Raw genomic sequence first — 12419 nt, 5'->3', positions numbered from 1 at the left:
GCCGCGACGGGACGCGGCCGGCCGACCGGGGCGCGCGCTCCGGCGCGCCCCTCGCGTGTGGAGCGCCGCGGGAGCGGGGAGGCCACCGCAGAGAAGACACCCACGAAGGAGCACGACCGATGGCGCCAGACGTCCCCGATCTCGTCGACCGGGCACGGCAGGGCCAGCCCCGCGCGGTGGCCCGGCTGATCTCCCTGGTCGAGGGGGCGTCACCGCAGCTGCGCGACGTGATGGCCGCCCTCGCCCCGCACTCCGGCCACGCCTACGTGGTCGGACTCACCGGCCCGCCCGGGGTCGGCAAGTCCACCTCGACCTCGGCGCTGGTGACCGCCTACCGCAAGCGCGGCAAACGCGTCGGCGTGCTGGCGGTCGACCCGTCCTCGCCGTTCTCGGGGGGCGCGCTTCTCGGCGACCGGATTCGCATGGGGGAGCACGCCTCCGACCCGGGTGTCTACATCCGGTCGATGGCCACCCGCGGTCATCTCGGCGGCCTGTCGTGGGCCGCGCCGCAGGCGGTGCGGGTGCTGGACGCCGCCGGGTGCGACGTGGTCCTGGTCGAGACCGTCGGCGTCGGGCAGTCCGAGGTGGACATCGCCTCGCAGGCCGACACCTCGGTGGTGCTGCTGGCGCCGGGGGCGGGCGACGGCATCCAGGCCGCCAAGGCCGGGATTCTGGAGATCGGCGACGTCTTCGTGGTGAACAAGGCCGACCGCGACGGGGCCGACGCCACCGTCCGCGAGCTGAACCACATGCTCGGCCTGGGCGAGGCGCGGGAACCGGGCGACTGGCGGCCCTCGATCGTCAAGACGGTGGCGGCCCGCGCGGAGGGGGTCGACGAGGTGGTCGAGGCGCTGGAGAAGCACCACGCCTGGATGGCGGAGCACGGGGTGCTCGACCGCCGCCGCAGCGGCCGCGCCGCGCGCGAGGTGGAGGCCATCGCCGTCACGGCGCTGCGGGAACGCATCGGCGACCTGCGCGAGGACCGGCGGCTGGGCGCGCTGGGCGAGCGCATCGCCGCCGGGACGCTCGACCCCTACACCGCCGCCGACCAGCTGGTCGCGGAACTGACCGGCCAGGGCTGAGCCGGGGCCGCCGGAACGCACACCGGTGGCGCCGGCCCCGAGGGGCCGACGCCACCGGCTGTGATTTCGGGGACTCCCCAGCCCCCTACCCCCGCCGGACGCTCACGCGACCGGCGGAAGACCTGTGCGGCGTGCCGCCGCGACCGGCTCAGTCGTCGTGGCGGTCGTCGTCGTGGTCGTCGTCGCGCTCGACGTTACGGACGTCACCGGAGTTCAGGTCGACCTCCAGCTCCCACTCGCTGCCGTCCTCGGCGCGCAGCTCCACGTCCCAGACGCGGTCGTCCTTGTCCAGGTCGAGGTCCTTGACCTGCCCGGCGACGTGCTCCTCGGCGATCCGGACGGCGTCGGCGGCCGAGACGGACCCGCCGGAGAGCACCGAGACCTTCTCACGGACGTCGTCGTCGCGGTCCTGCTCGTGGTGGAGCACCTTGCCGCCGTCCAGGCTGATCTCCAGCTCGTGCTCCCGGTTGTCCTCGCCGGCGACCTCGACGTCCCAGTGCTTGTCGTCGCGGTCCAGGTCCAGCTCGACCACGTGACCGGGGACCGCCTCCAGCGCCGTGCGGATCACCTGGTCGGCGACGCCCGCGGCGGCCCGCTCCGCGCCCTTGCCCGTGTCGTCCCCGGAGCCCTTGCCGGCGTCGTCGCGGTCGTCGTCCCGGTCGTCGCGGTCGTCCCGGTCGTCGTCGCGGGTGTCGGCGGAGGTGGCGCCGCCGGGCGAGGGGCTGTCCTGCGCGCTCGACTCCGCCCGCAGCTCCTGGGCGGCGGCGCTGGGCTCGGAGCCCCCGCCGGACATGGCGGCCCCCGCGACGGTGCCACCTCCGATGACGGCGGCGGCTGCGACGGCGGCGACGACGGTGCTGCGCTTCATGACGGGTTCCTCCCCTGGTCGGTGCGGTACGAACACAACAGTGGCCCAGGCTTCCTGAAGGGAGCCTGAAGTCACCTGAAGAAGCCTTCAGGTGCCAGGTGCGAAGCTTGCTCCATGCGCGTGCTGATAGTGGAGGACGAACAGCGGCTCGCCGCCTCACTGGCGGCGGGGCTGGGCGCCGAGGGGTTCGCCGTCGACGTGGTGCACAACGGCACCGACGGACTGCACCGGGCGACCGAGTTCGACTACGACCTGGTCATCCTGGACATCATGCTGCCCGGGCTCAACGGCTACCGGGTCTGCGCCGCGCTGCGCGCGGCCGGCAACGAGACCCCGGTGCTGATGCTCACCGCCAAGGACGGCGAGTACGACGAGGCGGAGGGGCTCGACACCGGAGCCGACGACTACCTCACCAAGCCGTTCTCCTACGTCGTCCTCCTCGCCCGGGTCCGCGCGCTGCTGCGCCGGCGCGCGTCCGCCGGCGCCGCGCCCCGGCTGCGCGTCGGCGACCTGGAGATCGACCGCGGCTCGCGCCGGGTGGAGCGCGCCGGCCGCGAGGTGAGCCTCACCGCGAAGGAGTACACCGTGCTGGAGCAACTGGCCACCCGGGGCGGCGAGGTGGTCTCCAAGTCCGAGATCCTCGAACACGGCTGGGACTTCGCCTACGACGGCGACCCCAACATCGTCGAGGTCTACGTCAGCGCGCTGCGGCGGAAACTGGGTCCCGGACTGATCCACACCGTCCGCGGCGCCGGATACCGGCTCGCGCCGTGAAGACCCGTACCGCGCTGGGCGCGACCGCCGTGGTGGCCGTGGCGCTGCTGGCGGCCGCCCTGCTGATGCTCCAGGCGCTGCGGCAGAACCTGACCGACCAGGTCGACCTGCAGGCCGAGAACACCGCCCGCGGTATCGCCGTGCAGCTCGCGACCGGCAGCGACTTCGACGAGCTGGAACTCGACACCGACCGACCGGTCCAGGTCGTCGACGAGGACGGCATCGTGCGGGCCGCCAGCCCGGGCCTGGAGGCGGTGCGCGGCACCGGCACCGAGTCGGTGGACCCGGTGCCGTGGCCGGAGTTCGACGATGACGACGACGATGACGGAACCGGGGCGGTCGGGGACGAGGTGCGGCTCTTCGACGGCGTCGCCCTGGTCAACGGCGAGCCGGGCGACTACCGCTTCGCCGCCATCGACGCGGAGACCCCCGACGACCTGGAGGTCACCGTCAACGCCGGGTCGTCCGTGCAGGTCGGGCAGACCGCGCTGGCCTCGGTCCGCTCCTCGCTGCTCACCGGCTTTCCGCCGCTGCTGCTGGTCGTCGCCGGGGTGACCTGGCTGGTCACCTGGTGGGCGCTGCGCCCGGTGGAGGGTATTCGCCGCGAACTCGCCACCATCACCCACAGCGAGGACCTCTCCCGACGGGTCCCCGAGCCGACGTCCCGGGACGAGATCGGGCGGTTGGCGAACACCACCAACGAGACGCTGTCCGTCCTGGAGGCGTCCGTCGACCGGCAGCGGCGGTTCGTCGCCGACGCCTCCCACGAGCTGCGCAGCCCCATCGCCTCGTTGCGGACGCAGCTGGAGGTGGGGGCGGCCCATCCGGAGCTGCTCGACCTGCCGGGCGCGGTCAAGGACACCGTCCGGCTCCAGACGCTCGCCGCCGACCTGCTGCTGCTGGCGCGGCTCGACGCGGGCGAGCGCCCCGTGGGGAGCGGCCGGGTCGAACTGGCGGAGCTGGTCGCCGAGCAGGTCGACCACCGCGGCGCGGCGCGCAACACGGCCGACGCCCCGGTCACGGTGACGGCCGACCGGCTGGAGCCGGCGGCCGTCCCCGGCTCGGCCGGGATGGTGGAGCGGGTGCTGGTGAACCTGCTCGACAACGCCGAGCGGCACGCCGCCTCCCGGGTCCGGGTCTCGGTCCGGGCGGAGGGCGGCCACGGGGTCGTGGAGGTGGCCGACGACGGGGCGGGTGTCCCCGCCGGGGAGCGGGAGAAGATCTTCCAGCGGTTCGTGCGGCTGGACGAGGCGCGCAGCCGGGACGCCGGCGGCGCGGGGCTGGGGCTCGCCATCGCCCGGGACGTGGCGCAGCGCCACGGCGGGACGCTGACCGTCGGCGAGGCGCGGGAGGGTGGCGCGCTGTTCGTCCTGCGGGTGCCGGGGCTGCTGCCGCCCGAGGAGCCGGACGGGCCGGGCGGCGCGGGCTGACCCCGGGGCGCCCGGTACGAGGGCCGGCGCACCCGGGCCGCCGGCCGCTCCGCCCCGCGGCGGGGAGCGCCGTCGGGGAGGGGCGCGGCGCAGGGGCGAACGGCCCGGAGCCCGGTCCCCGCACGCGGTGCGTCAGCCGGCCGCGTCCACCTCCGCGCCGAGCCGGTCGAGCCACCGGGCGGTCCCCAGCTGTCGCCACTCGGGTTCCTCGTGCCCGTCGAGGAAGGTCGCCTGCTCCGTCAGGGTGAGGCGGGTGCCGTCGCCGTCCGGCGCGAGCTCGATCGTGGTGGTCGAGACGGTGGCGAGCGCCTCCCCGGTGGTGAGGGTGGAGGTGTGGACGATGCGCTCGTCGGGGACGAGGTCCTGGTAGACGGAGGCGAAGGCCAGCTCCTCGCCGCCGGCCCCGGTGCCCCGGGTCAGCTCCCGCCCGCCGACGCGGAAGTCGAGGCTGTGCTCCGCCCCGGCGCCGAACCAGCGGGCCTTCGCCGCCGGGTCCGACCACGCGGCGAAGACGCGCGAGGCGGAGGCGGCGAAGCGACGTTCCAGGCTGAAGGTGGTGTGGAGCGCGGTGTGGACGGCACTCATGGCGATGTCCCTTCCGTGGTGTCCGGGGCTGCCGCCGGGGCGTCCCGGCGGGGTGCGGCGAGGAGGCCGTCGAGGGCGTCGAGCCGGCTCTCCCAGGTGGTGCGCCGGTCGCCGATCCAGCTCTCGCCCTCGCGCAGCGGGGCCGGCTCGATGCGGCAGGTCCGCACGCGTCCGACCTTCTCCGAGCGGACGATGCCGGCGGCCTCCAGCACCTTCAGGTGCTGCACCACCGCGGCCAGGGTCATCGGCAGGGGTGCGGCGAGTTCGCTGACGGTGGCCGGGCCCCGGAGCAGTCGTTCGACGAGCGTTCGGCGTGTGCGGTCGGCCAGCGCCCGGAAGACGAGGTCCAACCGCTCCTCTTCGTTAAGCATCTACTTAAGTGTCTGCCCCGGGTGCCGCGCGGTCAAGCGCGGCACGGGGCGCTCGGGCGGGGCGGCCGCCGGCCCCGCCGGGTGCGGTCAGGCCCGGCCCCGCCGGACCCGCAGCTTCTCGGCGATCGGGCGCAGCGAGTCGTGGAGCGTGCGCAGTTCCTCGGGGGAGAGCCGGTCGATGAAGTGCTCGCGCACCGACTCGACGTGGTGCGGGGCGACCTCCCGCATGGTCTGCCAGCCCGCCTCGGTCAGTACGGCGAACAGTCCGCGGCGGTCGGAGTCGCAGTTCTCGCGGCGGACGTGGCCGGCGCGCTCCATCCGGGTGATCTGGTGGGAGAGCCGGCTCTTGGACTGCAGGGTCGCGGTGGCCAGGTCGCTCATCCGCATCCGCTGCTCCGGGGCCTCGGAGAGGTTGACCAGGATCTCGTAGTCGTTCATCGTCAGCCCGTAGGGCTGGATGTCCCGCTCCAGCTGGTACATCAGGAGCTTGCTGACGTCCAGATGGGTACGCCAGACGCGCTGCTCGTCGTCGGTCAGCCAGCGCGCGTCCGTTTCGGTCTCCATGCCCCAACTCTAGGCCGTACCGTCCCGTTCCTCGCGGATCGAGCCGCGGCCGCCGGCCGCGCTGCGGAGCCGGTCCGACGTGGGGCGGGCGGTGTCGGGCAGGGGTGCCGCGCGGGTGGGCCGGGGTGCCGGGCTCGGCGGTCGCCGGCCGCCCCGGCGGCGGCGGTCGGGGCGTACCGTGCCACACTGGCGGAGCTTGTGCATGCATTCACATGGGAGTGTCGAATCTGATGGAACAGAAGACCGCCGCCGCCCTCCGCCGCCTGAGGCTGGTGTCCGCCCCCGAGGCGATCTCCTTCCTGTTGCTGCTCGTGGCCTCCGTGCTGCGCCGCACCACCGACTTCGACGCCGTCCCGGTCCTCGGTGCCGTCCACGGCTTCCTCTTCGTCGTCTACGCCGTGCTGTGGCTGGACGCGTGGAACCGCGCGCGCTGGTCGTTCGGGACCGCCGCCTGGTACTTCGCGATGGCGGTCGTGCCCACCGGCGGGTTCTTCGCCGAGCGCCGGCTGCGCCGTGAGGAGGCCGCCCTCGCCGCGGCCCCCGGTTCCGAGGAGCCGCGTTCCGCGGACGGCGACCCCGTCCGCGCCTGACGCTTCCGCCACCACGTCGAGGGGCGCGCGGCAGACCTGCCGCGCGCCCCTCGACGTGGTCCGGCACACCGCTCCCACCGGCGGTTCCGCGGCTGTGCGGTCGCCTGCCGAGACGGGCCTTGCCGGGATGTGACCAGCCGGTAGGGTCGGGCCGTGCCGAAACCGCTGAGCCTCTCCTTCGACCCGATCGCGCGCGCCGACGAGCTGTGGCAGCGGCGCTGGGGAGCCGCGCCGCCGATGGCCGCGATCACCTCGATCATGCGTGCGCACCAGATTCTGCTGGCCGAGGTGGACGCCACGGTCCGCCCCTTCGGGCTCACGTTCGCCCGGTACGAGGCCCTGGTCCTGCTGACGTTCAGCAAGGCGGGTGAACTCCCGATGTCCAAGATCGGCGAGCGGCTCATGGTCCACCCGACCTCGGTGACCAACACCGTCGACCGGCTGGTGCGGGCCGGGCTGGCGACGAAGCGCCCCAACCCCAACGACGGCCGGGGCACCCTCGCCTCCATCACCGCCAAGGGGCGGGAGGTCTGCGACCATGCCACGGCCGCGCTGATGGGCACCGAGTTCGGCCTCGGTGCCTACGACGACGAGGAGTGCCGCGAGATCTTCGCGATGCTGCGGCCGCTGCGGGTGGCGGCGGGCGACTTCGAGGAGGGCTGAGCCGCCGGGCCGGCTGGGCGGCCGTCGGCACGCGCCCCCGGTGGCGGTCGGACCGGTCGGTGCCGATACGCTCGGGGGCATGAAGCGGAGTGTCCTGACGCGCTACCGGGTGATGGCTCTCGTCACCGCCGTGATGCTGCTGGTACTGAGCACCTGCATGGTGTTCAAGTACGGCTTCGACACCGGTGCGGACGTCACGTTCGTGGTGTCGCAGACCCACGGCCTGCTGTACATCATCTACCTGATCTTCGCCTTCGACCTCGGTCAGAAGGCCCGCTGGAAGTTCGGCAAGCTGCTGTGGGTGCTGCTCTCCGGCACCATCCCCTTCGTCGCCTTCTTCGTGGAGCGGCGGATCGCGGCGGAGGTGACGCCGCTGGTGGAGGAGTACGAGAAGCGTGTCGCCGACGAGGCGCGGGCGGACGAGGACCACGCCGCCGCGTCCCGGGAGAGCGTGACGCCCTGACCCGCCGCCGCGGGTCGTCCGGCTGACGGGCCCCGGTCGTGCCACCGCCCTCGCGGTGGTGGCACGACCGGGGCCTCTCGCGTGCGCGGGGCGGGAGGCGCGGCCTCCGGTGGGGGTCCGGGCAGGCGCTCCGGCGCCTCCCGGGCGGCGGAGCTCACCCGGGTGCTGCGCCGTCCTGGCAATTTACTTGGAAGTCCTAGTAAATTGGAGTCATGGACGCTGACGCCATCGCTGAGGGCCGCCGACGGTGGCAGGCCCGGTACGACGCCGCCCGCAAGCGGGACGCCGACTTCACCACGCTCTCGGGCGACCAGGTGGACCCGCTGTACGGCCCACGCCCCGGCGACCGCTACGAGGGGTTCGAGCGCATCGGCTGGCCCGGTGAGTTCCCCTTCACCCGCGGCCTGCACCCCACCGGCTACCGGGGCCGCCCCTGGACCATCCGGCAGTTCGCCGGCTTCGGGAACGCCCGGCAGACCAACGAGCGCTACAAGACGATCCTGGAGGCGGGCGGCGGGGGGCTCTCCGTCGCCTTCGACATGCCCACCCTCATGGGCCGGGACTCCGACGACCCCCGTTCGCTGGGCGAGGTCGGGCACTGCGGCGTGGCGATCGACTCCGCCGCGGACATGGAGATCCTCTTCGACGACATCCCGCTGCAGGACATCACCACCTCCATGACGATCTCCGGCCCCGCGGTGCCGGTCTTCTGCATGTACCTCGTCGCCGCCGAGCGGCAGGGTGTCGACCCCGGCGTCCTGAACGGCACGCTCCAGACGGACATCTTCAAGGAGTACATCGCCCAGAAGGAGTGGCTCTTCCCCCCGGAGCCGCACCTGCGCCTCATCGGCGACCTCATGGAGTACACCACCGCGGGCATCCCGGCCTACAAGCCGCTCTCGGTCTCCGGCTACCACATCCGCGAGGCCGGTGCGACGGCCGCGCAGGAGCTGGCCTACACCCTCGCCGACGGCTTCGGCTACGTCGAGCTGGGCCTCTCGCGCGGGCTGGAGGTCAACACCTTCGCCTCCGGGCTGTCCTTCTTCTTCGACGCGCATGTCGACTTCTTCGAGGAGATCGCCAAGTTCCGCGCCGCCCGCCGCATCTGGGCGCGCTGGATGCGCGACGTCTACGGCGCGAGCGACCCCAAGGCCCAGTGGCTCCGGTTCCACACCCAGACCGCCGGCGTCTCCCTCACCGCCCAGCAGCCCTACAACAACGTGGTGCGCACCGCGGTGGAGGCGCTGGCCGCCGTGCTGGGCGGCACCAACTCGCTCCACACCAACGCGCTGGACGAGACGCTGGCGCTGCCCAGCGAGCAGGCCGCCGAGATCGCGCTGCGCACCCAGCAGGTCCTCATGGAGGAGACCGGCGTCACCAACGTCGCCGACCCGCTGGGCGGCTCCTGGTACGTCGAGCAGCTCACCGACCGCATCGAGGCCGACGCCGAGAAGATCTTCGAGCAGATCACCGAGCGCGGCCGCCGTGCGGTCGGCGACGGCGAGCACCCCATCGGCCCGATCACCTCCGGTCTGCTCCGCGGCATCGAGGACGGCTGGTTCACCGGCCACATCGCCGAGGCCGCCTTCCAGTACCAGCGCTCCCTGGAGAAGGGCGAGAAGCGCATCGTCGGCGTCAACTGCGCGCACGGCTCGGTCACCGGCGACCTGGAGATCCTCCGCGTCAGCCACGAGGTGGAACGCGACCAGGTGCGGACCCTCGCCGACCGCAAGGCGCACCGGGACGCCGCCGTCGTCACCGCCGCGCTCGACGAGATGGTGGCCGCCGCCCGTGACGGGCGCAACATGATCGAACCCATGCTGCGCGCCGTCCGGGCGGAGGCCACTCTCGGTGAGATCTGCGACCGGCTGCGCGACGAGTGGGGGGTGTACGTGGAGCCCGCCGGGTTCTGACCGGTCCGTTTCCCCCCGCCGATCCGCGCCCCGCCGCGACGGCGGGGGACCGGGTGCCGGCCTCGGGGCCCGCAGTGCACGGGGGCGTGTGCCGGAACGCCCCGCGAGGGGGGAGACTGTTCCCATGCAGCCACGCAACATGTCCATGAGCGGCGTCGTCGATCTCTCCGCGGTGAAGGCGGCGGCCGAGGCGAAGGAGAAGGCCGAGGCGGCCCGCGCGCAGCGCGCGGCGCAGCCCGAGGGGGCCGCGTCGACCGCGCCGCTGGTCTTCGACGTCGACGAGGCCGGGTTCGAGCAGCAGGTGCTCCAGCGCAGCGCCGAGGTCCCGGTCGTCATCGACTTCTGGGCCGAGTGGTGCCAGCCGTGCAAGCAGCTCGGCCCGCTGCTGGAGAAGCTCGCCGCCGACTACGCCGGCCGGTTCGTGCTGGCCAAGGTCGACGTGGACAGCAACCAGATGCTGTTCCAGCAGTTCGGCGTCCAGGGCATCCCGGCGGTCTTCGCCGTCGTCGCCGGCCAGGCACTGCCGCTGTTCCAGGGCGCGGCGCCCGAGCAGCAGATCCGGCAGGTGCTCGACCAGCTGATCCAGGCGGCCGAGGAGCGGTTCGGCATCGTCGGCGCCCCGATCGACCCGGAGCAGGCGCAGCAGGCCGCCCAGGAGGCCCCGGAGCCCCCGCAGGACCCCGCGCTGAGCGCCGCGCACGAGGCGCTGGACGCCGGCGACCTCGCCGGTGCGATCCGCGCCTACGAGGGCGTCCTGGCCGACCAGCCGGCCAACGCCGAGGCCCGGTTGGGGCTCGGCCAGGCCAAGCTGCTGGAGCGGGTGCAGGGCGTCGACCTCGCGGCCGCCCGCAAGGACGCCGCCGACCGGCCCCGGGACGTCGACGCCCAGCTCGTCGCCGCCGATCTGGACCTCGTCGGCGGCCATGTGGAGGACGCGTTCGGCCGCCTGGTCGACGCGGTGCGCACGGCGGCCGGCGACGACCGCGACCGTGCGCGGGTCCGGCTGCTGGAGCTGTTCGAGCTCGTCGGGCCGGAGGACCCCCGGGTCGTCGCGGCGCGCGGCGCGCTCGCACGCGTCCTGTTCTGACCACCCCACCGCCCGGCGGCGCTCCGAGCCCGCCCCGCGACCCCGCGGCCCCCGGTGTCCCGTTCGGGAGACCGGGGGCCGCGTGTGCTCCCCGCAGTCCCCGGTTCACAGACTGCTGCCGCGTCGGGTGTGGCCCGGCGAAAAACGGCAAGGGGAGTGAAGGGCGCTCCGGGTGAACCAGGTAGGTTCATCAAGGGTGTTGTGCCCCTTTGGTGAACGGGCCGCCCGGTTTCGCTCCCGGTGCGCCCCGTTTGCTCCGTGCAGGTGTCCGCGGTGCCGCGGCCCGTTCCGGCTACCGGCCGGTAATGAGCCGCGTGGGCCGGGGGCATGATGTACACAACGATCGGCCGGGCCGGCGGTGCCACACGTCGGCCCCGGGCGCCGTCGTCGGACGGTCCGCCCGGAAGGGCGGGTGCGCGTCGCCCGCTCGTGGCAGTCGCCGGGGGTGGCCCGGGGGCATCGCGCTTCTCCACCGGGCGCCGGACCGCCCGCCTGCCGGCGGCGACCGGCGGCGCGGGGGAGTGGTCCACAAGGAGGAAGTCATGAATTCCCAGGCCCGTGGCGGCACCAGATGGAGGCGGTTCGCCGTGACCATGGTGCCGACGGTCGCCGCGACCGCGGCGATAGGCATCGCGGTGTCCCAAGGGGCGCTCGCCGCGTCCTTCTCGGTCTCCGGACAGGAGTTCAAGGTCTCGACGCCCGAACTCGTCAACACCGACGGGTTCGTGCAGTACGGCGGGGTCGTCGAGACCCCCCGCGGTCCGCGGCCGGTGGCGGTCTCCGCCTTCAACTCCGCGACCATCAAGGACCTCTGCCAGTCGGTCGTCATCCCCACGCCGATCGGCAACGTCAGCATCAAGCTGAACGCCGGCGGCGACCCGCGCCGGCCCGTCGAGGCGCGCAACCTCTTCATCGACCTCAACCAGGTCCAGGCGGACGCCGAGTTCACCAACATGGACATCGGCGTCTCGGTCGACGCCACCACCAAGGGCCCGCAGCCGGTCGGCCCGACCGTACCCGGCTCCTTCGCGCAGCAGGCGGACCGCGCTACCCTCACGGACGTGGAGCAGACCGCGCTGGCCACCTCCGCCGGTACGTTCAAGCTCAACGGGCTCCGGATGAGCGTGCACCGGGGCACCAACGAGTGCTTCTGACCCGCTGACCGCGGCGCACCGGCCGTGACCACCGGGGCAGGGCGTGAACGCACCGTCCCGCCCCGGTCACCCGGCCGACGGGGGACCGGCGTACCGTGCCTTCGTGAAGCCGACCGGGAGAACCCCGGAACGCCCCGGGAAACCCCGGGCCGTGCCCCGCAGGGAGACCGCAATGAGCAGCACCACCGCAGGTCGTCCGGTTCCGGCCGGCTCCGCCCTCGGCAGGGTCCGCCGCCGGTTCCACCTGTGGCGCGGCGGGCGGCCGTTCTGGGCCGGGCTGTACACGATGCTCGGCGGCGTGCCGATCATGTACTTCCCGTACGCCAACATGCAGTTCGGCGACCTGACGATCAGGATGGCGACCACGGCCGGTGCCGGGTCGCTGGTCATCGGCGTGCTGATGATCACGCTCGGCCTCACCATGTGGTACCAGCCGCTGACCCGGGTCTTCGCCGGCGTCGCCACGCTGGTGCTGGCGCTGGTCTCGCTGGTGGTCTCCAACTTCGGGGGCCTGGTGGTCGGTTTCCTGCTGAGCGTGGTCGGCGGCGGTATGTCGGTCTCCTGGGCGCCCGCGCGGCCGGAGGAGGAGCCGCCCGCCGACGACCGCGACCGCCCCGACGACGTGGGGGTGCCCGCGCCGCACGCCCCCGCCCGGCGTGCGGAGTCCGGCCCTGCCGCGTCCTCCGGTCCCGCCGAGCCCTCCGGCCCCGCGGCCGGTGAGCCCAGGGAGGGCGAGCGTGCCGTGTGACGCACCGCCGGACGCCGGAGCGCGCCGCGGCACAGGTGGAACCGGCGGCGGACCCTGCCGAGGGCGGAGCCGGCCGGAACCGGACGACCTGCGGTGGTGCTGCTCATTGCGGTCCTCGGGGCAGGGG

At 73.8% G+C, this 12419-nt stretch carries 14 protein-coding genes; 10 read left to right on the top strand and 4 right to left on the bottom strand.

The genetic code is table 11. The annotated features are described in order from the left end of the window. The first annotated feature begins 119 nt into the window (after positions 1 to 119). Positions 120 to 1082, top strand: coding sequence for a methylmalonyl Co-A mutase-associated GTPase MeaB (gene meaB, locus HCN56_RS18165; protein WP_167972465.1), 963 nt, complete (start codon positions 120 to 122; stop codon positions 1080 to 1082). Between the two features lie 148 nt (positions 1083 to 1230). Here the strand turns inward: meaB and HCN56_RS18160 are convergent, their stop codons facing one another. Further along, entirely contained in the window at positions 1231 to 1950 is a 720-nt protein-coding gene (locus tag HCN56_RS18160; RefSeq protein WP_167972463.1) for a PepSY domain-containing protein, read from the bottom strand. Between the two features lie 114 nt (positions 1951 to 2064). Here HCN56_RS18160 and HCN56_RS18155 point away from each other — a divergent pair, with 114 nt between their 5' ends. Further along, positions 2065 to 2724, top strand: coding sequence for a response regulator (locus HCN56_RS18155; protein WP_167972461.1), 660 nt, complete (start codon positions 2065 to 2067; stop codon positions 2722 to 2724). Then, positions 2721 to 4154 (top strand): HAMP domain-containing sensor histidine kinase, encoded by a 1434-nt coding sequence (locus HCN56_RS18150; RefSeq protein ID WP_312871290.1) that lies wholly within the window; start codon positions 2721 to 2723, stop codon positions 4152 to 4154. The genes HCN56_RS18155 and HCN56_RS18150 overlap by 4 nt, the downstream gene beginning before the upstream one ends. Before the next feature lie 132 nt (positions 4155 to 4286). Here the strand turns inward: HCN56_RS18150 and HCN56_RS18145 are convergent, their stop codons facing one another. The 3 genes from HCN56_RS18145 to HCN56_RS18135 all read right to left on the bottom strand — a co-directional run bounded on the left by HCN56_RS18145 (position 4287) and on the right by HCN56_RS18135 (position 5674). Beyond that, positions 4287 to 4739 (bottom strand): SRPBCC family protein, encoded by a 453-nt coding sequence (locus HCN56_RS18145; protein ID WP_167972459.1) that lies wholly within the window; start codon positions 4737 to 4739, stop codon positions 4287 to 4289. Continuing rightward, positions 4736 to 5110, bottom strand: a complete 375-nt coding sequence (locus tag HCN56_RS18140; RefSeq protein WP_167972457.1) for an ArsR/SmtB family transcription factor — start codon at positions 5108 to 5110, stop codon at positions 4736 to 4738. The genes HCN56_RS18145 and HCN56_RS18140 overlap by 4 nt, the downstream gene beginning before the upstream one ends. An 87-nt stretch (positions 5111 to 5197) precedes the next feature. Next, entirely contained in the window at positions 5198 to 5674 is a 477-nt protein-coding gene (locus HCN56_RS18135; RefSeq protein ID WP_167972455.1) for a MarR family winged helix-turn-helix transcriptional regulator, read from the bottom strand. Between the two features lie 230 nt (positions 5675 to 5904). Between HCN56_RS18135 and HCN56_RS18130 the strand changes: the two genes are divergently transcribed. The 7 genes from HCN56_RS18130 (at position 5905) to HCN56_RS18100 (ending at position 12292) form a co-directional block, all read left to right on the top strand. Next, positions 5905 to 6264, top strand: coding sequence for a DUF3817 domain-containing protein (locus HCN56_RS18130; protein WP_167972453.1), 360 nt, complete (start codon positions 5905 to 5907; stop codon positions 6262 to 6264). 153 nt (positions 6265 to 6417) lie between these two features. Next, entirely contained in the window at positions 6418 to 6927 is a 510-nt protein-coding gene (locus HCN56_RS18125) for a MarR family winged helix-turn-helix transcriptional regulator (protein ID WP_167972451.1), read from the top strand. A gap of 79 nt (positions 6928 to 7006) precedes the next feature. Continuing rightward, the gene (locus HCN56_RS18120; protein WP_167972449.1) at positions 7007 to 7390 is read left to right on the top strand and encodes a DUF3817 domain-containing protein; all 384 of its coding nucleotides are present in this window, start codon (positions 7007 to 7009) and stop codon (positions 7388 to 7390) included. A 212-nt stretch (positions 7391 to 7602) separates the two neighbouring features. After that, entirely contained in the window at positions 7603 to 9303 is a 1701-nt protein-coding gene (icmA, locus tag HCN56_RS18115; RefSeq protein ID WP_167972447.1) for a coenzyme B12-dependent isobutyryl-CoA mutase large subunit, read from the top strand. 124 nt (positions 9304 to 9427) lie between these two features. Next, positions 9428 to 10390 carry a tetratricopeptide repeat protein gene (locus HCN56_RS18110; protein WP_167972445.1) on the top strand — a complete coding sequence of 321 codons (963 nt, stop codon included), beginning with the start codon at positions 9428 to 9430 and terminating at the stop codon, positions 10388 to 10390. Between the two features lie 542 nt (positions 10391 to 10932). After that, positions 10933 to 11544: a DUF6230 family protein gene (locus HCN56_RS18105; protein WP_167972443.1), complete on the top strand. Its 612-nt coding sequence runs from the start codon at positions 10933 to 10935 to the stop codon at positions 11542 to 11544. 172 nt (positions 11545 to 11716) lie between these two features. Beyond that, positions 11717 to 12292, top strand: coding sequence for a DUF6114 domain-containing protein (locus HCN56_RS18100; RefSeq protein WP_245246708.1), 576 nt, complete (start codon positions 11717 to 11719; stop codon positions 12290 to 12292). Positions 12293 to 12419: the final 127 nt, after the last annotated feature.

The organism is Streptomyces lonarensis, from assembly GCF_012033735.1.
Lineage (GTDB): Bacteria > Actinomycetota > Actinomycetes > Streptomycetales > Streptomycetaceae > Streptomyces > Streptomyces lonarensis.
This window is presented reverse-complemented; position numbering and strand designations above follow the sequence as displayed.

Coding starts and splice junctions, on each gene's coding strand:
- HCN56_RS18140 (WP_167972457.1), bottom strand. CDS start 5,110: ATGCTTAACGAAGAGGAGCGGTTGGACCTCGTCTTCCGGGCGCTGGCC.
- HCN56_RS18130 (WP_167972453.1), top strand. CDS start 5,905: ATGGAACAGAAGACCGCCGCCGCCCTCCGCCGCCTGAGGCTGGTGTCC.
- HCN56_RS18145 (WP_167972459.1), bottom strand. CDS start 4,739: ATGAGTGCCGTCCACACCGCGCTCCACACCACCTTCAGCCTGGAACGT.
- icmA (WP_167972447.1), top strand. CDS start 7,603: ATGGACGCTGACGCCATCGCTGAGGGCCGCCGACGGTGGCAGGCCCGG.
- HCN56_RS18110 (WP_167972445.1), top strand. CDS start 9,428: ATGCAGCCACGCAACATGTCCATGAGCGGCGTCGTCGATCTCTCCGCG.
- meaB (WP_167972465.1), top strand. CDS start 120: ATGGCGCCAGACGTCCCCGATCTCGTCGACCGGGCACGGCAGGGCCAG.
- HCN56_RS18100 (WP_245246708.1), top strand. CDS start 11,717: ATGAGCAGCACCACCGCAGGTCGTCCGGTTCCGGCCGGCTCCGCCCTC.
- HCN56_RS18105 (WP_167972443.1), top strand. CDS start 10,933: ATGAATTCCCAGGCCCGTGGCGGCACCAGATGGAGGCGGTTCGCCGTG.
- HCN56_RS18135 (WP_167972455.1), bottom strand. CDS start 5,674: ATGGAGACCGAAACGGACGCGCGCTGGCTGACCGACGACGAGCAGCGC.
- HCN56_RS18120 (WP_167972449.1), top strand. CDS start 7,007: ATGAAGCGGAGTGTCCTGACGCGCTACCGGGTGATGGCTCTCGTCACC.
- HCN56_RS18155 (WP_167972461.1), top strand. CDS start 2,065: ATGCGCGTGCTGATAGTGGAGGACGAACAGCGGCTCGCCGCCTCACTG.
- HCN56_RS18160 (WP_167972463.1), bottom strand. CDS start 1,950: ATGAAGCGCAGCACCGTCGTCGCCGCCGTCGCAGCCGCCGCCGTCATC.